General features: G+C 69.5%; 13 protein-coding genes. 3 read left to right on the top strand and 10 right to left on the bottom strand.

Features of this window, described 5'->3' with window-relative positions; translation table 11 throughout:
• The first annotated feature begins 171 nt into the window (after nt 1-171).
• Entirely contained in the window at nt 172-819 is a 648-nt protein-coding gene (locus METRZ18153_RS0107850; RefSeq protein ID WP_020164206.1) for an SGNH/GDSL hydrolase family protein, read from the top strand.
• Between the two features lie 13 nt (nt 820-832).
• Here METRZ18153_RS0107850 and METRZ18153_RS0107845 read toward each other — a convergent pair whose 3' ends face one another.
• The 10 genes from METRZ18153_RS0107845 to METRZ18153_RS0107800 form a co-directional block, all read right to left on the bottom strand.
• Entirely contained in the window at nt 833-1642 is an 810-nt protein-coding gene (locus tag METRZ18153_RS0107845) for a DUF6502 family protein (protein WP_020164205.1), read from the bottom strand.
• A gap of 100 nt (nt 1643-1742) precedes the next feature.
• Nucleotides 1743-2456 (bottom strand): 4'-phosphopantetheinyl transferase family protein, encoded by a 714-nt coding sequence (locus METRZ18153_RS0107840; protein WP_232415997.1) that lies wholly within the window; start codon nt 2454-2456, stop codon nt 1743-1745.
• Nucleotides 2457-2458: 2 nt separating this feature from the next.
• Nucleotides 2459-3226 (bottom strand): thioesterase II family protein, encoded by a 768-nt coding sequence (locus METRZ18153_RS0107835; RefSeq protein ID WP_020164203.1) that lies wholly within the window; start codon nt 3224-3226, stop codon nt 2459-2461.
• A complete protein-coding gene (locus tag METRZ18153_RS0107830) occupies nt 3216-5000 on the bottom strand; it encodes a fatty acyl-AMP ligase (RefSeq protein ID WP_020164202.1) in 1785 nt (594 codons plus the stop codon). The genes METRZ18153_RS0107835 and METRZ18153_RS0107830 overlap by 11 nt, the downstream gene beginning before the upstream one ends.
• Before the next feature lie 2 nt (nt 5001-5002).
• Nucleotides 5003-5260 carry an acyl carrier protein gene (locus METRZ18153_RS0107825; protein WP_020164201.1) on the bottom strand — a complete coding sequence of 86 codons (258 nt, stop codon included), beginning with the start codon at nt 5258-5260 and terminating at the stop codon, nt 5003-5005.
• Entirely contained in the window at nt 5257-6393 is a 1137-nt protein-coding gene (locus METRZ18153_RS0107820; RefSeq protein WP_020164200.1) for an ACP S-malonyltransferase, read from the bottom strand. The genes METRZ18153_RS0107825 and METRZ18153_RS0107820 overlap by 4 nt, the downstream gene beginning before the upstream one ends.
• Nucleotides 6390-9128 (bottom strand): beta-ketoacyl [acyl carrier protein] synthase domain-containing protein, encoded by a 2739-nt coding sequence (locus METRZ18153_RS0107815; RefSeq protein ID WP_020665892.1) that lies wholly within the window; start codon nt 9126-9128, stop codon nt 6390-6392. The genes METRZ18153_RS0107820 and METRZ18153_RS0107815 overlap by 4 nt, the downstream gene beginning before the upstream one ends.
• On the bottom strand, nt 9128-14332 hold the full coding sequence (locus tag METRZ18153_RS0107810; protein ID WP_020164199.1) for an alpha/beta fold hydrolase: 5205 nt from the start codon (nt 14330-14332) through the stop codon (nt 9128-9130). The genes METRZ18153_RS0107815 and METRZ18153_RS0107810 overlap by 1 nt, the downstream gene beginning before the upstream one ends.
• Nucleotides 14333-14366: 34 nt before the next feature.
• Nucleotides 14367-15704: a flavin-containing monooxygenase gene (locus METRZ18153_RS0107805; RefSeq protein ID WP_020164198.1), complete on the bottom strand. Its 1338-nt coding sequence runs from the start codon at nt 15702-15704 to the stop codon at nt 14367-14369.
• Nucleotides 15705-15739: 35 nt separating this feature from the next.
• Nucleotides 15740-22486, bottom strand: a complete 6747-nt coding sequence (locus tag METRZ18153_RS0107800) for an SDR family NAD(P)-dependent oxidoreductase (protein WP_020164197.1) — start codon at nt 22484-22486, stop codon at nt 15740-15742.
• A 701-nt stretch (nt 22487-23187) separates the two neighbouring features.
• Here METRZ18153_RS0107800 and METRZ18153_RS0107795 point away from each other — a divergent pair.
• Both METRZ18153_RS0107795 and METRZ18153_RS0107790 read left to right on the top strand, forming a co-directional pair.
• The gene (locus METRZ18153_RS0107795) at nt 23188-24264 is read left to right on the top strand and encodes an SGNH/GDSL hydrolase family protein (RefSeq protein WP_232415996.1); all 1077 of its coding nucleotides are present in this window, start codon (nt 23188-23190) and stop codon (nt 24262-24264) included.
• Nucleotides 24265-24402: 138 nt separating this feature from the next.
• A complete protein-coding gene (locus METRZ18153_RS0107790; RefSeq protein WP_029143622.1) occupies nt 24403-25632 on the top strand; it encodes a cytochrome P450 in 1230 nt (409 codons plus the stop codon).
• Nucleotides 25633-25653 lie beyond the last annotated feature (21 nt).

Below are 25653 nucleotides of genomic sequence, written 5' to 3'. Positions count from 1 at the left end.
CCGAACCCGCCATTCCATGAACATGCGGGATCACGCCTCCGGCGCCGCGGCAGGACCGATCGCCCGCGAGATGGCGCAGGCGCGGCGCACGCGACCGGCATTTGCGCATCGCAGCATCGGCGACGTGTCACACTGCCCGCGCATTCATTTAATTTTTTGATGGAGGCATTGATGCAGCAGATACTCGTCTATGCCGATTCGCTGTCCTGGGGCATCGTGCCGACCACGCGGCAGCGGCTGGACTTCGATCGCCGCTGGCCGGGTGTGATGGAAAACGCGCTCAACGGCGACCGGCGCCGGGTGCGCGTGATCGAGGACTGCCTGAACGGCCGCCGCACCGTGTGGGACGATCCGTTCAAGCCGGGCCGCAACGGACTGACGGGACTGGCGCAGCGCATCGAAATCCACTCACCGCTGTCGCTGGTGGTGCTGATGCTGGGCACCAACGACTTCCAGTCCATGCATCCACACACCGCCTGGCACTCGGCCCAGGGCACGGCAACGCTGGTGCGCGCGATCCGCGAAGCACCGATCGAACCCGGAATGCCGGTGCCTCCGGTTCTGGTCGTCGCGCCACCGCCTATCGGTTCGCCGAAAGGCCCGATCGCGCAGAAATTCGTTGGCGGGGATACGAAATGCGTCGGTCTGGCCGATGCGCTGCGGACGGTGTGCGCAGAACTGGGCTGCGCCTTCTTCGACGCCGGGCGTGTGATCAGCACCAGCCCGCACGACGGCGTGCATCTGGACGCCGACCAGCACGCACTGCTCGGCGCCGCATTGGCGGGACAGGTCGAACATCTGGGCGTGCTGACTGCGTAATGAAACGTCAGGCTCAGCGCTGCCTGTCGTGCTCCGCGTAGACGTAGACGCCGACCGTGAGTCGCCGACCTGCATCGTCGGCTGACCGGGCGCCGGCGCCTGCGTCGCGCTCCAGCGATTGCAGGGCCTTTGCACCCAGTTCCGAAGCCCGTGCATGCAGCGCCGACGCCGCCGCCGCCGACAGCCCGCGATAGTGCGCGCCGCGCTCGAACCACGAATCGCCCTGACCGAGCAGATTGTCGACTGCCGCCATCGCGTGGTCACCGACGTGCAGCGCGAAACGCGCGAGCTGTTCGTCGGCGCCGTCCTGCGGCGCGAAAGCGCCGGTATTCAGCACGACCTCGTCGCGCGTATTCAGGTGGGCAATACCCAGTCGCAGCCACTCGTCCAGCACGGGTCGCGCACGGATGTCCTTGCTCACCGACGCAACCAGCGCCTCGAAAGACTCATCGCCGCCCGCGCTGGCCAGCCGCGGCAATGGCCGCGCGCCACCGGTCGCATCACGCCACGGCGCCTGCCCCACCCAGCGGCTGATCAGTTGCGCACCCAGCGACACATTGCGCGGCAGATCGGCGTGCGCGCTGGGCAGACTGCGCAGCCGCTTGACGTCCTTGCGATGCACGCCGGTCTGCAGGCTCACCCGGCTGTCGGTGACCGGTCCGTCACGCCCGGCATTCTCGATCGCAACCTGCACATAGACGCGCTTCAGCAACTCGACCGCCAGCGGCAAGGTGACCCCGCGCGCCAGCATCAAGCGCACCACGGGGCGCAGCACGGCGCGCAGCGTCGATGTCAGGACGGCAGAGCTGGAGGGGTCTGTCATTGGAGCGACCGGATTCGGGTGCGCAAAAGTATCCCACAGTCCAGTCAAACAGGAGTGCGAATCATTCCTATCCTTTTTTGATCGGCGGCAGCGGGCCGCGCTACCGCGAGCGCAGGACCTCGACACCGCGCAGCGAACAGATGACAGACTCGATCCGCACCTCCTGCACCGCGTCTCCCCTTCCGCCCAGGGCGCAGACCGACAGCACGTGCTCGCGGGCTGAGCGGCAGTGCAGACTGTGCGCGGCGACCCGTTCACCGAGCAGATGAAGCGGTCCTGCGCCCGCACCCAGCGTGAGCGTGTCGAAGCCGCGCGCCAGGCCTTCGCCGGTCGCCTTCACGTAGGCCTCCTTGGCCGTCCAGTGGATCAGGAAGGAGCGCTCGGGGTCGCTCTCCGCCATCACGCGCGAGCGTTCGCTCGCCGTCAGCGCAGCCTGCATGACCTGCGGCATCGACACCCGCATCGGCACCGACTCGACGTCTACACCGACCGGCGCGCTGCTGTACAGCGCCAGCGCGACGTGGCTGTCACAGTGGCTGATGTTGAAATGCAGCGCATGGCCCGCAAGCACCGGCTTGCCGCCCGCCTCACAGGCGAAACTGGGGGCGTGCCCGAGCAGTGCACGCATCACGAGACGCTTCAGCGCGTGCGCTGCAATGAAGGCCTCGCGGCTGGGCGGGCGCAGGATGGCGCGCGAACGGCGCTGTTCCTCGGGCACCAGCACCGTGCGTTCGAGCTGGCGCAGGCTGACGGCATCGTAGGCCGCCATCGGCGATACGAACACCCGCACGGTGCCCGAGGGAAGCCTGTGCACCGTCAGGCCGCCTTGGCGCGCGGTCCGCGCGCTGCCAGCTCGCACAACAGTGAAGCCACCGCGGCGCGCTCGGTTTCAACGAAGAAATGACCGCCCGGATGCATGTGCAGCGCAAAGCGCCCGGCGCACTCCTCCCGCCAGCCAAGCAGACCGGACAGCGGCACGCGGCCGTCGTCGAAACCGCCGGCAACGGTGAGGTCGATATCGAACGGCGCCGCTCTTGCGTAGTCGTAGCCGGCGATCAGTTCGAGGTCCTGCTGCAGCACCGGCAGCATCATGTCGATCACCGCGTCGTTGTTCAGCACGCTGTCCGGCGTGCCGCCGAGGTCGCGCAGGTACTCGACCAGATCCTCGCGCCCGAAGCGCGGCAGGCCGAACGTGCGCGGGTGCGAAGGCGCGATGCGCCCCGACATCAGCGCCGCCGCCGGCAGCGCGCGGCCACGCCGGCGCAGCGCGCGCAGCAGCTCGAAGGCGATCAGCGCACCCAGGCTGTGACCGAACAGCAGGTCGGGCTGCACGCCGTCGGCCGCCAGCGTCTGCGCCAGCCCGTCGGCCAGCGCCAGCAGTGAAGGCGGCATCGGCCGGCCGTAGCAGCGACCGCGCCCCGGCAGCTCGAGCGCCAGCAGCGTGAGCTGCCCGTCGAGCAGCGGCTTCCAGGCGAAGAAGGACTGTGCGCTGCCGCCAGCGTAAGGCACGGCCAGCACCACCGGCGCACCGACGCCGGCGTCGCAGATGCGCACCAGCTGCCCGGCGGCGGACTCAGGCAGCATCGAGCGCCACCGTCACGTCGATCACGTCGAGCGCGGCCTGCTGGTGCAGCTGCTTCATCAGGCTGCGCTGCACCTTGCCGCTGGTGGTCTTGCGCAAGGTCGCGGGCGCGATGAACACGATGTCGGCGATGGCCACGCCGTGCTCTTCCGACACCGCGCGCCGCACCTGCATGCGCAGCGCCTTGGCGATCTCAGGCAGTGCGCGCTTCAGTTCGCGGTCGGCTTCTATCACCGCGACCAGCCGGCGCTGCTCACCGCGGTCGTCCTCGAACACGGCGCAGCTCTGCGGCTTGATCAGCGGGTGCGATTCGACGATGGTGTATTCAACGTCTTCCGGATGCAGGTTGCGGCCATCGACGATGAGCAGGTCCTTCATCCGCCCGCACAGATAGATCTGGCCGTCGTCGGCACCGATGAAGCCGATGTCGCCGGTGCGCATGTAGCGGCGCCCCGGCTCGCCGGCGATCTCGGCACCGAAGGTGGCCGCGCTCTGCTCCGGCAGCTGCCAGTAGCCCAGCGCATTGGTGTCGCCCGACACCCATACCTCGCCCAGGCGATCGCAGCCGAGCCGCGCGCCATTCGCCGGATCGACGATGGCGACCTCGATTTCGTCCGACGGCAGGCCGCAGCCGACGACGGTGCGTCCGCTGGCACCCAGATCCTCGCGCACGCGGCCCTCGGTCTCGGCCGCGTGCGCGTCGATGCTGCGCACACGCGGCATTTCGCCCACCGGCCCGCCGGACACGAACAGCGTCGCCTCGGCCAGGCCATAGCACGGCAGCATGGTGGTGGGTCGGTAGCCGAGCGGGCCGAAGGTGGCGGCGAAGCGCTCCAGCGTTGCGGCGCGCACGACGTCGGCGCCATTCAGCGCGATGCGCCAGCTCGACAGGTCGCAGCCTTCGAGCCGCCCGGGCTGCCAGCGCTGCGCCGCCAGCTCGTAGGCGAAGTTCGGGCCGCCCGCCAGCACCGCACGGTGGCGCGAGATCGCATCGAGCCAGATCAGGGGCTGACGCACGAAGGTGTTCGGCCCCATCAGCACCGTTTCGTTGCCCAGCATGACCGGCAGCAGCTGGCCGAGGATGAGGCCCATGTCGTGGTGGTGCGGCTGCCAGAACACGGTGTTCGACGTGTGATCCAGCTCCCAGGCCGTGCGCATCATGCGCAGGTTGGTGGTGATGTTGCCCTGGCTCACCATGACACCCTTGGGGTGCGAAGTCGAGCCGGAGGTGTACTGCAGGAAGGCGATGCGCTCGTCGGCCGGTGGCGGCACGATGCCGGCCGCGGCGGCTTCGTTGCGCAGCGCGTCGGTGGCGAGCCAGGCCAGCGGCAGATCGGCGTCGACCGACAGGATGTCGCGCAGCCCCGCCTCCAGCGAGGACACGGTGAGCGCGCGCCGGCAGCCGCAGTCGCGCAGGATGCGCAGGCAGCGATCGACGCGCCGCCGGCTCGGCAGGTTGAGCGGCACGGCAACGCGCCCCGCCAGCAGGCAGCCGAAGAAGGCGACGATGAAGTCCAGCCCGGCCGGATAGAACAACGCAACGCGGTCGCCCGGCCCGCCGTGCGCCGCCAGCACGGCTGCGATCGCCGTGCTGCGCCGCCAGGCGTCGCCGTAGGTGAGCAGGTCCTCCTCGCGGCCGTGTTCGTCGAGGAAGCGGAACAGTACCCGCTGCGGATGACGTTCCGCCCGCAAGCGCAGGATGTCGGTGACCGACAGCGTGGACACCTCGTCGTACAGCCCGGCCGCAAGATCATCGGTTTCTGTGCGCGCGTACATGTTCAGGCTCCGGCCGGGGCTGCGGCGCGCTGCGCGACGGCGACCGACAGTTCGCGCACGGTCGGGTACTGGAACACCAGCGCCGGCGGCAGCGACACGCCGTAGCGGTCTTCCAGCGAGCCGACCAGATCGACCGCCTGCATCGAACCCAGTCCGTAGCTGCCGAGGTTCTCCTCCGGCTCGATGTCCTGCGCCGGTACGCCGGTGCGGTCGGCGATGAAAGTGGTGATGAAGTCCGCGATATCGTGTTCGGTGCTCATGGATGTCGTCCGTGCAGGTGTAAAGACGGGTCGGCACGCTGCGCTGACGCCGCGGCCGGAATCAGGGTTTCGAGGGCGCGTCGAATCTGCCGGCGCAGCGCGCGCGGTGTGGCCGCCAGTTCAAGCGGCGGCCAGCCGGCGACGTCCACCCCGCGCGGCCACAACGCGGCCCAGTCGGCCGCGGCCGGCGACGCACTGCCGTACAGCGCGTGCAACGCGGCGACCAGCGCGGCGTGCTCACCGCCGACTGGCGGCGCCGCGAACTCGGGCCAGCCTGCCGCGGCCCGTGACGGCGGGCGCCAGCCGGCGCGGATCTCGTCGATCATCGGGCCGAGCACCGGCGCCGGGCCGATCTCGACGAATTCGCTGACGCCGGCGTCGAGCATGGTGTGCACCGACTGCATCCAGCGCACCGGGCTGTAAAGATGGGCGGCCATCACCTCGGCGATCTGCGCGTCGTGCGGCCGTGCCGTCACGTTGGCGATCACCGGAATGCGCGGGGGCTGGAAAGGCGTCTCGCGCAGCGCCTGCGCGAACTCGGCGGCGGCCGGCCGCATGTGGCGCGAATGGAAGGCACCGCTGACGCGCAGGCGCACCGCCCGTGTACCCGCGTCGCGGCAGCGCTCGACGAAGGCGTCGATCTCGCCCGACAGGCCGGCGACGATGGTCTGCGTGGGACTGTTCTCGTTGGCGATCTCCAGTCCATCGACACCCAGACGCGCGATCAGCGCATCCACCTCGTCGCGCCCCGGCCCGATCACCGCCGCCATCGCACCGTCGCGGATGGCGGCCATGATGCGGGCGCGGCGGTCGACCAGGCGCAGCGCGTCGATGAAGTCGAGTGCTCCGGCCGCGGCCAGCGCGACGAACTCGCCGATGCTGTGGCCGGCCAGCATGGCCGGCGCGCCGTGCCGGTGCTCGTGATCCAGATAGCCGAGATAGCCGGTGACGAACAGCGCCGGTTGCGTGTAGCGGGTGTCGATCAGGCGGTCCGCACCGTCGGTGCACAGATCGTGCAGGCTGTAGCCGAGCACGGCGTCGGCCTGTTCGACCAGGCGCGGGTAGCGCTCGAACAGTTCGACGCCCATGCCCTTGCGCTGCGCACCCTGGCCCGGAAAGACGACGGCCTTCACGACAGCACCTCCGCTTCCGCCGGCGCTGCCTGCACCAGCCAGCGCGCCTCGCGCAGTTCCAGGCCGTCGATCTGCAGCAGCGTGCGCCCGTCGATCTCGCCACGCACGCCGACGCGTCCGCTGTCGGCGTCCGCAGTCAGCAGCAGTCGCTGCGGTCCGACTGTCGGCACTTCGGCCCAGCTCACCCGCAGCGCGCGGTAGGGCAGCAGCGGCGCCGTGGTAGCGTCGCGGAACATGGACTGCAAGGCCCGGACGACGGCGACCGTCCAGTGCATCCACAGCGCGCGCGGGTCGTGCGACGACGGCGGGGCGACGTCAATCGCGACGGCAGGCGGAACACCCGCCGTCGCCTCGGGCCCCTCGCCGGTGACGATGCGCTCGACGCGGAGCAGCGTCCGCGCGCCCTCGTCCGCCAGCGCACGGTAGCGCAGGCCGCCGTCCGCAAGGGTGGGCATTACGCGCCGGTGCTGCGGCGACGCAGCGGCCCAGGCGACGTCGATGAAACTGACGCCGCCGCCCGTCGCCGCATGGCCCGGCCACGGCAGCAGAGTCGGCAGGCAGCCGGGCCTGCGGCCGAGGAAGCCGGTCCACGGGCCGAGCAGTGCGTCGATGTCGTGCGGCACAAGGGGGGGCGGCAAATGGGCGTGCGGCACAACGGCGGGCGACATATCGGCGGCGGGCTGCGGCGCAACCGGTGCCGCCGCCTTGAACCACACGCGATCACGACGGAAAGGCAGTGTAGGCAGCGGTACGCGCGTCACGCGATCGGCGGCGTAGCGCGCGGACAGCTGTTCGCTCAGCGCAGGGAATGCAAGTTCCGCACGCAGCCAGTCGGCCAGCCCTGATGCGCTCCGCCAGTCGGGCAGCGGCCGCTCGCCGCCGCTGTCCTTCGCGCTCTGCGCGGTGACGGCCAAAGGGGCCGGTGCGTCGCACAGCCACGCGGCCAGTTGCAGCGCGAGCCCACCGAAGTCCTGCGCCGCGACGGCAAGCCGATGCGATTGCAGATCGCGGCCGACGAACAGCGAACTGGCCAGCGCACGCAGCGTCGGCGCCAGCGCGGCCCGCGGCAGGCTGGCGCGGGCGTGCAGGCGATCCGCCACCGCAACGGCGGGCAACGCTTCGCTCAATGCGGCGGCGACTTCGCCCCAGCACATGCAGTCGCGCAGATCGAATCCGGCGGCGTCTATGCCCAGGCGCTGCGCTGCCGACTGCGCGGCGCGCTCCATCGTGTCCGCATCGACGCCGAGTGCCGGCCACTGCGCGTCGAAGTCGAGTGCGCCGCTGGCCTGCTGCAGCGCGAGCAGCACGCGCGGCTGCACATCCGGACACAGGTAGTCGAACAGCTGCGCCGCGCGCGCGCGCAGCGTATCGGCGTCGCGTGCCGACAGCAGCACGACCTCGGCCTGCGCGTCGGCGTCGGTCCACACCGGTGCCGGCTGCGCCTGCAGCACGACGTGGGCATTGACACCGCCGAAGCCGAAGGAGCTGACGCCGGCCACCCGCGGCCCCTCGCCCCAGGCTTGCGGCCCGTCTGCGATGCGCAGCGGCGAGCCGCTCAGCTCGAGTTGTGGATTGGCCTGGCCGAAAGCCGGATGACCGGGAATCAGCCCGTGTCGCAGCGCGAGTACCGTCTTGATCAGACCGGCGATGCCGGCCGCCGCTTCGAGGTGACCGACGCGCGCCTTCAGCGCACCGAGCCGGATGTCGCCCGCCGGTGTGCGGTCCGGATCGGCCGCTCGGCTCTGGCGCAGTGCTTCGTTCAGCCCGGCGATCTCTATCGGGTCGCCGAGCGGCGTGCCGGTGCCGTGGGTTTCGACATGGGACAGATGGCGCACTGCCGGCCCGGCCGCCTGCCAGGCGGCAGCGACCACCTCGGCCTGCCCCTTGAAGCTGGGCGCGGTCAGGCTGTGCGCGCGACCGCCGTGATTCTCCGCCGAGGCAAGGATGCAGGCGTGGATGAAGTCGCCGTCGCGCAGCGCGTCGTCCAGCCGCTTCAGCACCACGACGCCGACGCCCTCGCCGCGCACATAGCCGTCGGCTTCGGCGTCGAAAGGACGGCAGCGGCCCGACGTGCTCAGCATGCCGGCCTGACTGAAGGCGACGTGCAGTTCGGGACTCAGCATCAGGCTCACGCCGCCGGCCAGCGCCAGTTCGCACTGGCCGAGGCGCAGCTGTTCGACGGCGCGATGCACCGCCACCAGCGAGCCCGAGCAGGCGGTATCAACCACCTGGCTGGGTCCGCGCAGGTTCAGCACATAGGACAGCCGGTTGGCGACCAGCGTCAGCGCCATGCCGGTCGCGCGGTAGGCGTCGTTGTCGCACTGCGCGGCACGCATCAGCGCGGTGTACTCCGCATTGCCGACGCCGGCGAACACGCCTACGCGCCGGCCCGACAGACTGCGCGGCGCGATGCCGGCATCCTCCAGCGCGGTCCATGCGGACTGCAGAAAGAGCCGCTGCATCGGGTCCATCGCCTCCGCCTCGCGCGGCGCGATGCCGAAGTGGCGCAGGTCGAAGCAGTCGGCGTCGTCGATGAAACCGCCCACGTTCGAGTAGGCGGTGTTCGCCGCCCCGCCCGGCGGCGCGTAGTGCGCGCGCCAGTCCCAGCGCGACGGAGGCACCTCGCCGATGGCGGTCTCATCGCCGAGCAGGGTCTGCCAGAAGCCGGCGACATCCGGCGCGCCCGGCAGACGCGCCGCGATGCCGACGATGGCGATGGCGGCGGCCCTGTCCATCACACGCTCGCTCCGGCCAGCGCCGGCGCGTCCTGCAGCACGCCTTCATCGGTCACCGGCACGCCGCTGGCCGCGCACGGCATCGGCAGTCCGGCCTTCCGCGCGCGGGTGCGGCCGCGAGCGTGCTCCTTCGCCAGCTCGTGCATATAGGTCGGGCCGTGCATTTCGTAGTTGTTGCGCAGCGTCGCCAGGTACTCGCGACGGATGATCTTCTGTTCGCGCTCGATGTCGCGCTTCTGCGCGGCGACGTCGGGCTGGCGGTAGAAGCCGGCGAAGTGTTCGGCCACCAGTTTCGACTGCGCTTCCATCATGTCGAGGAAGCCCCAGGTGACCGCCTGGAACAGGCCGATGAAGGCGAGGTTGTCCACGCCGGGCACGAAGATGCGCTTGAACATCGGCACCCTGTTGTCGTCGGCATTCAGGAACTGCTTGTCGAGGAAGGGGAAGGTGGTCTTGAAGCCGGTCGAATAGACGATGGCATCGAACTCGCGCACGCTGCCGTCGGCGAAGAACACCTTGCGGCCCTTGATGTGCTTCACCTCGGGCACGATCTTCAGCTTGCCGTCGCCAATGCGGTTGGCGAAGTTCTCGGACAGCGTCGGCAGGCTGGACATCATCAGGTGGTCCGGCTTCGGCATGCCCATGCTGGAGTGACGCTGGATCAGCGCCTTGTACAGCCCGGTGTGCACCAGGTTGAACAGCGGGTAAGGCAGGATCTTCTTGAACCACCAGTCGTTCAGGAAGGCCATCGCGCGGTCCATGCGCAGGCCCAGCAGGTAGTGGGGCAGCACATAGACGCCGCGGCGCAGCGAAATGCAGGTCGACTTCGCCGCGTGGCTGATGTCCACCGCCACCTGCGAACCGCTGTTGCCCACGCCCACCACCAGCACGTCCTTGTCGCGGTAGTCCTCGCGGTAGCGGTAGTGCTGCGAGTGGATGGACTCGCCGTCGAACACGTCGCGGTAGTAGTAATCAGGGAAGTTCGGCTCGTTGTGGTGACCGTTGGCAACGATGAGCGCGTCGTAGTGGCGCACCTCGCCGCTGTCCAGCGTGACGCGCCAGCCCTTGTCGCCGAAGCGCTCGGCGCGCTTGACCTGGGTATTCAGCTGTATCCGGTCGCGGAAACCGAAATGGTCGACATAGCTTTCGAGATAGGCGTGCACCTGCTGGTGCGACGGGAAATCCGGGTAGTCGTCAGGCATCGGAAAATCGGTGTACTGGTACAGGCCGCGCGGCGTGTTCTGGTTCATCGCGTGCCACACCGAGGTGAACTTCCGGTCGGGATCGAAGGCCCAGATGCCGCCAATGCGGTCACGACCGTCGAAGCAGTCGAACGGGATGCCGTATTCGGTCAGTGCCTTGCCCATCGAAATGCCGCCGACGCCGGCACCGACCACGCACACGCGCGGCAGCTGGCGCGGCGAGCGGCCCTTGCCGCGCAAGCGTTCGAGCATGCGTGCGCCGCCCGGAATGCGTTCGACGAAGGCGCGGGTGAATTCGCGTGCGACCGGCGGCGCGGACAGTGAACGGGGAGCACTCATGCGACGGACCTCCTTGTTTTCGGTGGGGACGAGGGACTTCAGGAATTCGGCGGTGCGCGCTTCGCCGATGCGCGCCGAATGCGCCGCGCAGTCGAGCACCACGGGCGCGATGCCGTCCGACAGATGGCGGCGCAGGCTGTCGACGATGAGCTTCACCTCGTCGTCGGCGATGTCCAGCGGCGGCAGGAAACGCAGGCTGTTGTTGTGGATGGGGCAGACCGCGACCGCCACGCCCTGCACCGGGTCACGCAGCATGGCGCCCCACAGCAGGTAGCCGAAGCTGCGCTGCAGGAAGGGATCGGCGCCCGTGAGGTCGAGATCGATGGTGAGCAGCAGGCCTTCGCCGCGCACGGCGGTAATCATCGGCACCTCGCGCTGCAGGGCGGTCAGCTTGGCGCGGAACGATGCACCGGTGAGGCGCGCACGTTCGTCCAGTCCCTGCTCGAACACCTTGCGCAGCGCGTGCAGCGATATGTGTGCCGACAGCGGGCAGCGCTGACGGCCGGCCAGTTCCTGCAGGCGCGCCGGCGAGCGCTGCTGCGCACGTTGCCGCACCGCGTCGCTGCACAGCACGACGCCGGTCGGCACCAGCGAATCGCACAGCGCGGTGCCCAGCGCGACCAGGTCGGGCGACGACACCTGAGCCGCGCTGTGCAGCAGACGGCCGGTCATCAGATTGGTCTGGGTTTCGTCCACACCGACCAGATAGCCGCCGGCATCGCGGTGACGCACGATCAGTTCGACCAGCTGCTGCGGCAGCGGGCGCGTGGCGTTGGCGTCCACCTGTATGGTTTCGAACCACACCAGCCCGATGTCGCCGGACAGCAGTTCGGCTTCGAGCTTCTGCGCGGCGTCCGGCGCATGCGCGTCGATGAACACGCTGTGCCGGTACAGCGGCTCGAAGGGCTTGCGGAAGATGTCGAACACCGCGTCGTGCGACGCCACCGCGCTGAGCATCGAGAAGCCCAGGCCGCCGGAGAAGAAGAGCATGCGGCGCTTCGCCGGTGCGGCGAGTGCCGCCAGCGTCAGCGCGACTTCCACCGCCGTGACATTGCTCGACGCCGGGAAGGCGTGCGGCAGGCCGGTGCGCTCGCTCAGCAGCGCAGCCAGTTCGCTCCAGTAATCGGTGTTCGCGTCGTGCGCACGCGCCACGTCGGGAATGACATCCAGCGGGTTCAGGCCGCGCGGGCTGGTGCCGACGTTCACGAAGCAGTCGAGCACCGTGCGCGCGGTACCGTCGCGGTCGCGCAGCAGTGACTTCATGCCGCGTGCCGCCTCGAAGCGGGCGTCGAAACCGTGCAGGCGCGCCACCCGGGCGTAGCCGGAATTGCCCCAGCGCAGGTGGGCATCGAAGCAGGCGTCGACATCGGCGTCGATGCGCCGCATCAACCTGTGCGTGTCGCCGTCGATCAGGTCGGCGAAACGCGCCAGCAGCGCTTCGCGCGCCACCGCCAGCGGAAAACCGAAACTGGTCATGACGTTGCGCACATAGCTTTCGCTGGGCGTCATGCTCCAGGTCTGGTGTACCGGCGCACGTACCATGCAGGCGGCGACCGGCACCTGACTGCCCGCCATCGATTCGCCGAGCACGATCATGTCCGCGCGTTCGCGGCAGGCCGGCGCGATCCAGTCGGCGGCCGTCGCGTCCGGGTCGTTGTTGTCCACCAGCACGCTGAGCACCTCGCGCGCGGCGCAGGCGGCGATCAGGCGGTCGGCGTCCTCGGCCGGCGTGAAGGCATCGCACACCAGTACGGCCGCCACCGGCGAGGCGCCGCCTTCCAGCCGCTCGATCGCCTCGAGCACGGTGGACACGAACAGCACGCCCGGGACAAGTGCGTCGTCCGGACCTGCGTCCAGCGGATCGAAGTAGCGGCGCCAGCCTTCTCCCGCATCGATCAGCAGCAGTTCGCCGCTGCTGTCGGCGTCGCGGTTGCGGGCGCGATGCCGGGCCAGGCGCATCGCGGCGTCGAGCGCCTCGTGCTGCGAGGTCAGGAACAGGCAGCGGTAGTCCTCGTCTCCGGTCTTGTTCCGTGACTGTATGCGGTTGAGCAGCAGCGCAAGCTGCGCCGACTGCGGCGACAGGATGGCGCAATGCCCCTGATCGCCACGGCGCACATAGTCTTCCAGCACCTGCAGCGTGGTGCCGTCGGCCGGCACGAAAGCGCTGACCGGCGAACGCGCGAGCCCGCGAGCGGCGTCGTCGCGCAGCGGCGCCACTTCATCGAGGAAGCGCAGCAGCAGACGGTTGTAGGCCTCGAAGTGGGTGAAGCCCAGCAGGTGACCGGCACCCGGGAAGCAGACGTAGCGCGCGCCCGGCAGCGCGTCGGCCAGCGCGCGACCATAGGCCGGCTGCATGTAGCGGTCGTCGCGCCCGCTGATCACCAGCGCCGGGCAGCGCAGCGCAGACAGCGCCTCACGGTGGTCGAAGGCGCCGACGACGGCCTGATAGGCCGGCAACGACGGAATGTTCCAGCCGCGGTTCAGCTCCATGAAGCGCTCGCTCATCTGCAGCTCGCGCATCAGCGTCGCGAAGTCGTTCGCGCCCTGCGCGAACGGCGAGGTGACCGTCGCCACCAGCGCCGACACGCGCTGCGGGTGGGCAACGCAGAAGCGCTGTGCCAGCACGCCGCCGAAGGAATAGCCGATGACCGGCAGCGCATCGGTGATGCCCAGTCCGTCCAGCAGTTCGGCCACGTCGTCCGCCATCGACGACAGCGTCAGCGGACTGTAGAAGTCGGTGCGGCCGCAGCCCGGCATGTGATAGGCGATCAGCCGGTAATGCGCACCCAGTTCGCGCAGCTGCAGCCGCCACATGACCGAGGTATGCATGACGAGGCCGCCGAGCAGCAGCACTGGCCGCCCCAGGCCGTACACCGCTGCCTCGATGATGCGGCCGGAGCGCCCTTGCACGCTGACCGAACGCGCCTGGTCAACGAAGGCCTGCTGTGCATCGAGGTGTTCGCGCGAGGGCTGACGGACGCCGACTTCCGGGGCGGCGATGTCCTGCCGCCCGACGACCGCTGCGGGTAGGGGCGCCGCAACGGGTGCAGGCGGGACGACGGGCGCCGGCGCAGTGGCCGCGCCCTGTTCCGCCCACAGTGCCTCGATCGACAGCGGCGCATCGGCCGTTACGGCCACCGTCTGCACGGCCTCCATCACGACAACGGGCGACGGGCGCGGAGCCGGGACCGGCGTCGTCCGGACAGATTCGGGTGCGCGGAGAGCGACGGCAGCGGGTGCGACGGCGACCGAACCTTCGAGTTCACCCAGAACACGCTTCACGTCGGTGCTGTGATTCTTCAGCAGATAACGGGTGAGACCACGCAGATCCTGGAACTCGAAGAACACGGTAGGCGGAATGACGATGCCGAAGCGCGCAGTGAAACGGTTGCCGATCTCGGTAGACGAGATCGAATCCATGCCGTAGTCCATCAGCGAGCGCGTCGGCGAGAAATCGGCGGCATCGAGCTTGAGCACGTCCATCACCAGCGCGCCCAGATCCTGTTCCAGTGCCACCTCCAGGGCTGGGCGGGTGGCCGGTGATGCGGGCGGTCGCGGCGGAGCGACGGTCGGTGCGACCGACGGTGCCGCGTCCATCTCCAGCCCTTCGATCAGTGCCAGCGCCTCTTCCGGCGACAGTTCGTCGGCAATGCTCATGTCCATGCGGAATCCCCGGTATGCGTGGTGAAAACGGTGCTCATGCGGTCAGCGCCTCGGCCGGCGCGGCTTGAGTTGCGCCGTCGAGCAGCTTTCCGGTGACGAAATTGACCGCGCGGATGTACTTCCACAGATCGACCTCGTAGCGGTGGCGGTCGGTGTCCATGAAGCGGCCCTGGCCGAGATCGAGCCGCTCGGGCTGCTGCTTCATCTGCTGCAGCCGGCGGAAGTTTTCGCTGCCGGCAATGCGCGCCGACAGGCAGGCGGCGACGAAGCGCGCGGTGATGTTGAGCACGTTGCCCAGGCCGGACGGCGTATTGAGATAACCGACGAACAGCAGGTTGTCGTGACGCTGCGGCACCATGCGCAGGAACAGCCGGTCCAGATCGACGCGCGCGTCGAAATCTGCCGGGTCGAAGAAGGACAGGTCGGTGCGGAAGCCGGTCGCCCACAGGATGAGGTCGATCTGTTCGCGGCTGCCGTCGGTGAATTCGACGGTGCGGCCGTCGATGCGGCGGATGTCCGGCTTGGGCGCCAGATCGCCGTGACCGATGTGGTAGAGCACCTGCGAATTCATGATCGGGTGCGCCGCGTCGATGCGGTGGTCCGGCGCCGGCAGGCCGAAATCGGTGCCGTCGAAACCGGCCAGCTTGAACACTGCGCCGACATGGTCCCAGTAGGCCTGGGCATCAGTGAACTTCGGCGCGATGTCCATCAGCCATTCCTGCGTCGGCTTGCCATCAACGAACTTCGGCATGTAGTGATAGCCGCGTCGGGTCGAATGGAAAGCGGCGTCGGCATTGAGTGCGGCGTCCACCGCGATGTCGCAGCCCGAATTGCCGCCGCCCACCACGAGCACCCGCTTGCCGCGGAACTGGTCGGCCGAACGGTAGTCGCCGGAATGCACGCTTTCGCCGTCGAAATGGCCGTCGAACTTTGGCACCAGCGGAATGCGCAGCAGGCCGTTGGCCACCACCAGGTGGGCATAGCGGCGCACGCTGCCGTCGGCCAGCTCGCAGCGCCAGCCCCCGCCATCCGGCCGCGCGCGGACGACCCGGGTATGGAAGCGCGTGTGCGCCTCGACCGTGTAGCGCGCCGCCACCGACATCAGGTAGGCGTACATCTGGCTGTGCCGCGGATAGTGCGGATAGCTGTCGGGCATCGGCAGGTCGGAGAACTGCGTGTTGCGACGCGAGCTGATCAGGTGCACCGACGCGTACATCTTCGACGCCGGCCCGTCCGGCTGCCAGTTGCCACCCAGGCCGCTACTGGCCTCCAGCACTTCGTAATCGAGCCCCGCCTCGGTCAGCGCCTTGGCGACACCGATTCCCGATGCGCCGCCGCCGATGATGCCCACCGTCCGATCAAAGTCCGTCATGTCTGTCCCTGTTGTCTGCGCGTGGTGGTCGGCGCTCACTGGTCTGCGGTGGCACGCATGCCGGCGAGCAGGCGCTTGGCTTCGTCAGGCGTCATGCGGCCTGTCCTGACGCGTTCGAGGATGTCGCGCGGCGACAGCGGCTGCGCGATGTCGGGCGCGGGCGCTGCAGCGGCTGTCGCGACATAGGCCGCGACGGGCTGGGCGATCTGCGGGGCCTGGGCGGCCGCGACCGGCTGCGCCCAGAAGCGCCGGCGCTGGAAGGCAGTACCGGGCAGCGGCACGCGTCGACGCAGCGGCGGCACCGGCTGTGCGCTCCAGTCGTCGAAGGCGCCACTGACCCAGGCGCGCGCCAGCGCGTCCGGCTCGCTGCCCGCATCTGCGGCCGCGCCCTCGGCGTCGGCCACGCCCTTGAACACGCCGGCCGGCAGCGTGGAGGCGTCGAGCTGCCAGAACTCGCCTTCCAGACTGGCGCGCAGCTGCGCCGCCAGCGTCCTCAGGTCATCGGCGATCACGGCGAGCCGGTTGGGCTGGGCGATGCGCGCGACACGCAGCGTCGCCGCCAGATCGGCCAGCGACAGCGCCTCGCCGCGTTCCAGCGCACGCTCGACATGGCGTGCCAGCGACTGCGTCATCGCGCGCAGCGTGTCCGGCGTGCGCGCCGACAGCACGACGATGTGCGGACCGGGCAAGTCGGTGCCCGGCATGCCCGGCCATTCCTCGACCACCAGGTGCGCGTTGGAACCGCCGGCGCCGAAGGAACTGACGGCCGCCAGCCGCGGCTGCAGGCGTCCTACCGCGTCGCGCGGCGCCGGCCAGTCGGCCGCTTCGGCCTGCACGCGGAAAGGCAGCTTCGAAAAATCGATATTGGGATTCGCCGGCTCGCTGTGTATCGACGGCACCAGCCGGCCGTGCCGCATCTGCAGCAGCACCTTGGTCAGGGCGGCGATGCCGGCGGCCGATTCAAGGTGGCCGATCTGCGACTTCACCGAGCCTATGGGCACCACGTGGTCGCCCAGCGCACCTTCGAGCGCCATTGCGAGTCCGCGCAGTTCGATCGGGTCGCCCAGACCGGTGCCGGTGCCGTGCGCCTCGATATAGCCCAGCCGCGATGCCGGCACACCAGCGCTGGCGAAGGCGTCGGCGATCACTTCGCTCTGCCCGACCGGTGTCGGCACGGTGAAGCCCGAAGTGCGCCCGCCGTGACCGAGGGCCGAACCGCGGATGACGCCGTGGATGTGGTCGCCGTCGCGGACCGCGTCGGCCAGCCGCTTGAGCACCACGACGCCGACGCCCTCGCCCGGCACATAGCCGTCGCCGCCAGCGCCGAAGCTGCGGCAGCGGCCGTCGCTGGCGGCGAACTGCAGTTCGCTCAGCATGCGGTAGCGGTAGGGGTGTGCCGACACGTTGACGCCGCCCGCCAGCACCGCGTCGCATTCGCCGGCGCGCAGCAGCAGGCAGGCGGTGTGCAGCGCGGTCAGCGAGGACGAGCACATGCTGTCCAGCGCGAATGAGGCGCCGTTGAAACCCAGCGTGTAGGACACCCGGTTGGCGATGGCCGCGTAGGACGAGTTGGTCAGCGTGGCCGAACCGCCGGCGCCGTAATACTGGTACTCGCCGTACATGACGCCGGCCAGCACGCCGACGCGTGCCCGTGCGCCGTCGCGCGACGGCGGCGACTGCAGGGTCTGCGGCGTGTAGCCGGCGTTCTCGATGGCCAGCCAGGACGCTTCGAGGAACAGCCGCTCCTGCGGGTCCATCCGTTCGGCGTCGCGCGGCGCGATGCCGAAGAACAGCGGATCGAAACAGTCGTGCTGATCGATCAGCGCGGCCCAGCGCGCGTACGCGCCTGTCTTCGCCGCCTCGCCCTCGCGCCGGGCGAAGGACGGGTCGTCCGGCCAGCGCTGCGAAAGCTCGGCGACGCAGTCCATGCCCTGCAACAGGTTGTCCCAGAAGACGTCCGGGTTCTCGGCGCGCGGGTAGCGGCCGGCGAGGCCGACGATGGCGATGGCCAGGCCACGCGTGTCGTCGTCCGCGCTTGCAACGGGGCCGGGCGCGACCGGATCGGGCGCCGGCGGAACGGCCGGCGCGGCCGCTTCGGCAGCGGGCATCGCAGGCGCGTTCGCCGCCTCGTCGCCTGCGAAGCGGGCCGCAGCCTCCGGCTCGGCCGACACGATGCGCGCAGCGAGTTCCTGCACGGTGTCGGCTTCGTACAGCAGCGTCTTCGGCAGCGACGAGAAGTGTTTGTCCAGTTCGCCGTTCAGGTCCATCACCATGATGGAATCCAGTCCGAGCGACTGCAGCGGGGTCGCTGGCGCGACGCGGGCGCGCGCAATGCCGCAGGCGCGGGCCAGCATGTCGCCGAGCCGATTGCACAGTGCCCCCGTCGTATCGGCCGCCGCGACTGCGCGCACAGGCGCGGTTGCAGGCGCCTGCCGCTCGACCGCGGCTGGCCCGACCTCCAGCAGTCGGGCCACGCCTTCGCGCCGGCCGCTGCAGACGACCACGCCAGCCGCCCCGCTCGCCATCGCGCTGCGCAAAGCCTGTACGCCCTGCTCCGCGTCGAGCAGTTCAAGGCCGCGCTCGGCCATCCACTGCATGACCGGCGGTGGCGCCTGCATGCCGTTTTCACTGCGCCAGAGCGGCCAGGCCAGCGCCAGCGTGCGGCCACGGCGGCGGCCGCTGGCTACCGCCTGCGCCCGCAGTCCGGCGAAATCGTCGAGCCAGGCATTGGCATAGGCGTAGACGCTCTGGCCTACATTGCCGTGCGCGCCAGCGAGCGACGAGAACAGCACGAAGGCTTCGAGCGCATCGTCACGCGTGGCCTCGTCGAGCAGGCGGGCTGCGGTGATCTTGGGTGCCAGCACGGCCTGCCAGTCGTCGTCCCCGTGCTTGACGAAGAAGGCGTCGCGCAGCACGCCGGCCGCGTGGATGACGCCGCGCACCGGACCCAGCGTCGCCCGTACCTGCTGCAGCACACCAGCCAGCGATGCGGCGTCGGTCACGTCGCCCTGTACATAGACGACAGACGCGCCCTCGCCACCGAGCGAAGCGACTGCACGTGCCCCCTCATCGTCGAGCGGACTGCGCCCGACCAGCGCGACATGCACGCCGCAGCCAGCCAGCCAGCGCGCGAAGGTGCGACCGAGCGCGCCCATGCCGCCGGTGATCAGATAGGTCGCGCCACGCGTGGGCAACCAGCTGTCCTGCGGCGCGTCCAGCCAGGCGAAGCGCTCTTCCTCGATGCAGCCGTCACGCACGCGCAGGCGCGGCACGCGACCGGGCGACAGTGGGCGGGCCAAGGCGGCAGCGACGGCGTCGGCGCGGCGCACCGGATCATCGGCGGTGGCTGCATCCAGTTCGAGCAGGGCGGCCGATACCCGGGGCGCTTCCAGGTGCAGGCTTTTCAAAAGCCCGCCCATCGCGGCGTGGAAGCAGCGCCCGTCGTCGGACGACGGTATGCCCACATAAACCAGCCGCAGTGCGCGTGCGCCGAGCGCGCCGACCAGCAACTGCGCCAGCGCTACGAAGCGCCGCGCGTCGGCTTCCGTGGAGCCGCGCGCGTTGCCGCTCATCCAGACTACGGTGGCCGGGAAGGCGTCACCGTGCTGCAGCAGTTCGAGCAGGGTGCGCCGATGGGCGGCGTCGGCCGCGTCCATATCCACGCAGTGCCCGTCGTGGAAGCGGAAGCGCGATGCCGTCTCGACGCTCCACAGCGGTTGCGCGGGATACAGGCGACGCAGCCGGGCGGCGAGTCCGCCCAGCCCGACTCCGGCAGCGCCTGCGAGCAACATGGGCGAGGCGGCCAGACCGGCAGGCGATCGGCCGTCGGCCACGACCCAGTGTCGCTGCAGCAGGTGCAGCGGCGCAGCGCGCACACCGTCCCAGGCGCGGAAGCAGAAGCCTTCGATGTCGGCAAGCGGCGCGCCATCGTGCGCGCAGACCCGGAAGTCATAGGCGTGCAGGCCGGGTGCCGGCGTGCCGCGATAGTCGACGCGCACGACGGCGTGCTCGCGCAACGGCGCGTGCAGCGTGAGGCGGCGCATCGAGAAGGGCACGAAGGCACGGCCGGCCGCCAGCACCGCCGCCGGTGCCAGCGCGACCGCGCACTGGAACACGCCGTCGAGCAGCGCCGGATTGATGCGGCCGACGTCGTCGCGCGGCGGAACGGACAGTTCGGCAACGGCGTGATCGCCTGCGCGCTCAAGCGCGCGCACCGGCCGGAACTCGGGGCCGTAGCACAGACCCATGCGCTCGAAGCCCGCGTAGAACGCATCGCGGTCGAAGGGTCCGGTCGGACGCGCGACGGCGGCCGTCGACGCCGCGCCGGCCGCCAGAGCATGCAAGGCGCCCCGCAGATGGGCCGGACCGTCGTCGGCCGTTCCGCTGCGCACCGCGCAACGGCCGGCAGCATCGACATCCACCGTCACGTCAGCCGACGTGGCGAGCACCAGCGCGCGTCCCCACATCAGGTCACGAAACTCGATCGCCCCGTCGCCGGGCAGGCGCGCTGCGAGCAGCTGCAGGTAGCCGGCGGCGGGAAAAACCGCCTGCCCGTCGACCACGTGATTGCGCGCGCGCCAGTCGTCCGGGTTGATGTGCAGTACGCCGTCCCTTGCTGCCGCGGCCGGCACACCGTCGAAGCGCACCGGTGCCGGCGTCTGTGCGCCACCTATCCAGTGGCGGGTGCGACGGAAGGGATAGGCGGGCAGATCGACCGGCTGCGGCAGGGTCTTCCCCGATTCAGGCCACAGCGTGGACCACCGTACCGACGCGCCGGCGAGCCAGCCTGTCGCCAGCACGAGCGGATCGGCGCCCTCGGTGGCGGCCGCCTTCCGGCCGTCGGTCGCCCCGCGCTGCACGCGGTCAGCCGACAGCGCCTGCAGCAGATCGGCCAGCGAGCCGGCGACGACCAGCGCCCGCGCACGCAGCGGCGTGCGCCCCAGCTGCAGCGTCGCGGCGATGCGCGCACGTCCGTCCGGCGTATCGAGTTCTGCCACACGCGGCGCGAGCCAGTCGCGGAAGCGCGCGATGACGGCGTCCAGCTGCTCTTCATCGCTGGCCGAGAACGGAAATACCGTGGCGATAGTGCCGGCAGCGATGTCCGCGGGCACCTCGCGCCATTCCTCGACGATTACGTGCGCGTTGGCGCCGCCGGCGCCGAAGGAGCTGAGGGCGGCGCAGCGCGCCTGACCGTCGTCGGGCCACGGCTCCGTACGCTGAGGAATGCGGAAGGGCGTACGGGCCAGATCGATGGCCGGATTGATGCGCTCCGAATGCAGCGAAGCGAACAGGCGGTGCGAGCGGAACTGCAACAGCAGCCGGGTCAGCCCGGCAATGCCGGCGGCCGCTTCGAGGTGTCCGATGTTCGCCTTGACCGAACCGAGTGCGCAGCTCCGCGGCCGGTCGGCCGCCCAGCCCGCAAGCAGGCCCTCGACCTCGACCGGGTCGCCCAGACCGGTGCCGGTGCCGTGCGCCTCGACGTAGCCGATGCGGGAAGCGCCGAGGCCGGCGCGCGCAAGCGTGTCGCGGATGAGCACGCCCTGGCTGCGCGAACTGGGCACCGTGTAGCCGGTCGTGCGACCGCCGTGCGCGACGCCGGTGGCGCGGATCACGCCGAGGATGCGGTCACCAGCCGCGCGTGCATCGGTCAGTCGACGCAGCACGACGACGCCCACGCCCTCGCCCGGCACGAAGCCGTCCGCCGCGTCGCCAAAGGCGTGACAGCGACCGGTCGGCGACAGCATGCGCTGCTGACTCAGCTGCACATACTTGGACGGATGCAGGTAAAGATTGACGCCGCCCGCCAGCGCCACCGCGCATTCGTCGCGGCGCAGGCTTTCGCAGGCGAGATGCAGAGCGGTCAGCGATGACGAGCAGGCAGTGTCGAGCGCAATGCTGGGTCCGTCGAAATCGAGCAGCCACGACAGCCGGTTGGCCACCGACCACGGCATCGCCGTCGGCACCTGACCGCCGCCGCTGCGCCAGTGCACCTCGCCGAGCAGGGGATAGGACAGCGTGGTGATACCGGCGAACACGCCGACGCGTGCCGCGCCGCCAGGCTGCGCACGCGGCAACCGTTCGGGGCCGAGCGCCGCGTGTTCCAGCGCGTGCCACGCGCACTCGATGAACAGGCGCTCCTGCGGATCCATCACGTCGGCGTCGACTGCAGACACGCCGAAGAAGGCCGAATCGAAGGCATCGACGTCGCGCAGGAAGCCGCCCCACTTCGACGTGCTGGCCCATTGCGCACGCGCGACCGGATCGCCGCTGAACAACCCGTCGGCCGACCAGCGCTCGGCCGGCACTTCGCCGACGGCATCGACACCGGCGTCAAGCAATGCGGCGAACGATTCGAGATCGGGCGCCCCGGGGTAGCGGCCGGCGATGCCGACGATGGCGATCGCATCGTCCGCGTTTACGCCGCCAGCGTCCGTCAGGTCGTCATCGAGCACCTCCCACTCGTCGCTGAAGTGCGGCCTCGCCGAAGCGTGCGCCTCTTCGCGCGGGGAAACGGGCCGCAGCGAGGCGGACAGCCGCGCCGCTTCGTCGGGAAAGTTCGACAGCAGGTACTGATGTACATCGCCCACGGTCCGGCAGTCGTACAGGAAGGTACGGGGCAATAGCGGAAAGTGCGCTTCGAGCAGACGTCCCATGGCCACAACCGCCATCGACTCGAGCCCGATGTCCTCGAGCGCGCTGTGCGCCTCGATGCGCGCCGCATCGTGCCCCATGACATCAGCGAAGCGCTCGATGACCCACGCCAGCAAAGTTTCGTTCTGCATTTCCACGCCGATGACCGCCCCGGTTCATGACTTTCGTCCGTGCGGAAGGCACGGCGCCGGGGTGCTCAATAGCCATTACCGTGCCAGGGTTTTTCTGCTTCGCTGCAACATGTGAAATGACGCACGGAAGTGCTGTCCGACCGCCTCTCCGTCGGGCCGGATTTACGGACCCGAAACATCGGCTGCGCAAGGAAATCGCATAACGACCAGTCAAAGTGAAACAAGATGTCATGACAGGTGATTCACGACGGACACGGTACAAAATGACCTCCGCATCGGAGTTTGCAGTTGGACACAATCTGTCCAGCATTGCGACACATGTACTACTTTTAGCCTAAGACCATCGTCCAATAAATTCTTATTTGATATCTCATTGACATTCGTAGGCGAATGATTCACGCGAGCGCGGTCACGAATCGCCGTCCCTCGCCCATTGCACGCGATCGCTTCCCGCAGCCTTTCCCCGCTTCGATCCGGCGCGCCGAAGCGCTGATCAGGGCGGTGTCCGCCGGCTCGGCACCGGCACCGTCCTCTCCATCCAACTCTCCCCGAACTGTCCTGCCGATGCCTCTGGCATGCGTATTGCTCACGCTGCAGCCGCGACCGGACGGACATCTTTATTTGTGCGGCGCACACACAGTAGTCCGGTCATCTGCGCCGCCGGCGAACGATCGATCCTCACCCATGGAAGGACATATCTGATGAGAAGGTTCATGTGCCGGCTGGCCATCACGGCCGCGATGGCCGGGGGGGCGTCCTCCGTCTGTGCGGCGTCGCCGTACTCGGCGATGTATGCGTTCGGAGACAGCTTCTCGGATACCGGCAACCTGGTCGGTGCGCTGGCCACGCGGCCGGTCGAGGACGTACTCGCCTGGTGGCCGCCGTTCGCGATCCCTGGCTATGCCGACGGCTTCTTCCAGGGGCGCCCCACCAACGGCCTGTCGGCGGTCGAGCACCTCGCCGGCACGCTGGGCATCGGCCTGACCAACTACGCATGGACCGGTGCGCTCAGCGGCCACGGCAACGTGCTGCCCTTCGTCAACACCGCCTTCGGAGCCACCGGGCTGCGCGATCAGGTCGACACTCACCTCGCGCTTACCGGCAGCGCCGATCCGGACGCGCTGTACTTCGTCTGGGGCGGACACAACGACTTCTGGGGCCTGGGTCAGGCCCTGCCCGCATCCCTCGGCGACGAAACGCGCCGCGCAGCCCTCCAGCAGGCGGGCCTGACGGCGGCGCAGGACATCGCTGCAAACGTGGATGCGCTGGTCGAGGCCGGCGCCCGCAACATCCTCGTGCTCAACAGCATCGCGCTCGAACACGAGCCTTTCTGGGCGAGCGCCTTTGCCGCCGATCCCGACCTGCGCGCCCTGCTGCACGAGGGCGTCGACACCATGAACATCCGGCTCGACAGCCTGCTCGACACGCTGGACAGCAGCCGGCCGGCGCTGAACCTGATGCGCTTCGACGCGCAGGACTGGTACGAGGACACGATAGCCGCCGTACTCGCCGGCAATGCACCGGGTGGACTGACCAACGCAGCGTCCGCCTGTTTCGACTTCAACGGCAGCGCCTTCGCCGCCTGCGGAACGCCGGACGAGTACTTCTTCTGGGACTCGATCCACCTCACCACCGCCGCGTACTCGATGCTGGCCGGCGAACTTGCCGGCGTCGCGGCCGCGCCGGTCCCTGAACCGTCCGCCTCAACCATGCTGGCCGCAGGCGGTGTGCTGCTCCTGCTTCGTCGCCGTCGCATCCGGACAGCGATGAGGTCCTGACCACCGGAAGCACCGCAAGGAATGTACCGACGGGCACCCGGCCTCGCGGCCGGCACCGCCCTCCCTTCGTCGCCCCCTTTCACTTCCGATATGCATCCGCAGCCGCGGACCGCGATCGGCCTGCCGGAGATGCCGACCATGTTCGACCAGAACTTCATCGAGAACCCCTACCCGACCTACCGTGCGCTGCGCGAAGCCGGCTCCGCGCACTGGAATGGCGACTTCCTCGGCGGCGCCTGGCTGCTGCCCCGCCACGCCGACATTGCCCCGGTGCTGCGGGACGCCCGGCTCAGCGCACAGCGCAGTCACTGCTACAGCGCGCTGCTGCCGGAGCCGGTGCAGCCGGCGTTCGCGGAGTTCAACCGCGTGTTCGGCATGTGGCTGCTGTTCCAGGACGCACCGGAGCACACGCTGCTGCGCAAGCTGATGAACAAGGGCTTCGCACCGCAGGTGACGGACCTGTGGCGTGACGCGATCACGCGTACCGCGCACACGCTGATCGACCGCCTGCCCGCGCACGGCACGGTCGACTACATGGGCAGCTTCGCCCACCCGTTTCCGGCGCTGGTCATCTGCGAACTGATGGGCGTCGATGCCCGCGACCAGGCCGAATTCATCGAATGGTCCGACGCCATCGCCCGCTTCTTCGGCAACCCGGCCAGTTCGCTCGAAGTCGCCTACCGCGGGCGTGACAGCCTGCTGGCGATGACGCGCTACTTCGAGGCGGTGGTCGAGCAGCGCCGGCACGCGCCCGGTGACGATCTGATCAGCCTGCTTATCCGCATCGAGGAGGACGAGGAAGCGCTGAACGGCGAACAGGTGGCTTCGCAGTGTTCGATGCTGATGTTCGGCGGCCACGAAACGACGCGCAACCTGCTCGGCAACGGCATGCTCGCGCTGCTGCGCCACCCCGACCAGATGCAGGCGCTGCGCGACGACCGCTCGCGCATTCCGAACGCGGTGCGTGAAATGCTGCGCTACGACAGCCCGGTGCAGTACCTCACCCGCATCGCCGCCGAGGACTTCGAGTACGCCGGGGCGCAGATCCGGCGCGGGCAGATGGTGGTGCCGCTGATCGCCTCCGGCAACCGCGACGAGACGCGTCATGCCGACGCAGACCGCTTCGACATCGGCCGCGCCGACACCGCCCATTTCGCCTTCGGTCACGGCCCGCACGTGTGCATCGGCACACGTCTCGCGCTGCTCGAAGCCGAGATCGCCTTCGACGCGCTGCTCGCCCGCTGCCCGCACATCGCCGCCGTCGACACCCGGCCCGAATGGCTGGCGAACTTCGGTTTCCGCGGCCTCAGCACGCTGCGCCTCGACATGCAGACCCAGCCGGCCGACGCCGGCGCGGTCGCCGCCTGATGCCTTCAACCCATCTCAGGA

Origin of the sequence: Methyloversatilis discipulorum (genome assembly GCF_000385375.1) — a bacterium.
Lineage (GTDB): Bacteria > Pseudomonadota > Gammaproteobacteria > Burkholderiales > Rhodocyclaceae > Methyloversatilis > Methyloversatilis discipulorum_A.
This window is presented reverse-complemented; position numbering and strand designations above follow the sequence as displayed.

Excerpts from the sequence above, each read along its gene's own strand:
- METRZ18153_RS0107835 (WP_020164203.1), bottom strand. The coding sequence starts at position 3,226 with ATGCTGCCTGAGTCCGCCGCCGGGCAGCTGGTGCGCATCTGCGACGCC.
- METRZ18153_RS0107805 (WP_020164198.1), bottom strand. The coding sequence starts at position 15,704 with ATGACGGACTTTGATCGGACGGTGGGCATCATCGGCGGCGGCGCATCG.
- METRZ18153_RS0107830 (WP_020164202.1), bottom strand. The coding sequence starts at position 5,000 with ATGTACGCGCGCACAGAAACCGATGATCTTGCGGCCGGGCTGTACGAC.
- METRZ18153_RS0107810 (WP_020164199.1), bottom strand. The coding sequence starts at position 14,332 with ATGGACATGAGCATTGCCGACGAACTGTCGCCGGAAGAGGCGCTGGCA.
- METRZ18153_RS0107815 (WP_020665892.1), bottom strand. The coding sequence starts at position 9,128 with ATGGACAGGGCCGCCGCCATCGCCATCGTCGGCATCGCGGCGCGTCTG.
- METRZ18153_RS0107790 (WP_029143622.1), top strand. The coding sequence starts at position 24,403 with ATGTTCGACCAGAACTTCATCGAGAACCCCTACCCGACCTACCGTGCG.
- METRZ18153_RS0107850 (WP_020164206.1), top strand. The coding sequence starts at position 172 with ATGCAGCAGATACTCGTCTATGCCGATTCGCTGTCCTGGGGCATCGTG.
- METRZ18153_RS0107795 (WP_232415996.1), top strand. The coding sequence starts at position 23,188 with ATGAGAAGGTTCATGTGCCGGCTGGCCATCACGGCCGCGATGGCCGGG.
- METRZ18153_RS0107825 (WP_020164201.1), bottom strand. The coding sequence starts at position 5,260 with ATGAGCACCGAACACGATATCGCGGACTTCATCACCACTTTCATCGCC.
- METRZ18153_RS0107800 (WP_020164197.1), bottom strand. The coding sequence starts at position 22,486 with ATGCAGAACGAAACTTTGCTGGCGTGGGTCATCGAGCGCTTCGCTGAT.
- METRZ18153_RS0107845 (WP_020164205.1), bottom strand. The coding sequence starts at position 1,642 with ATGACAGACCCCTCCAGCTCTGCCGTCCTGACATCGACGCTGCGCGCC.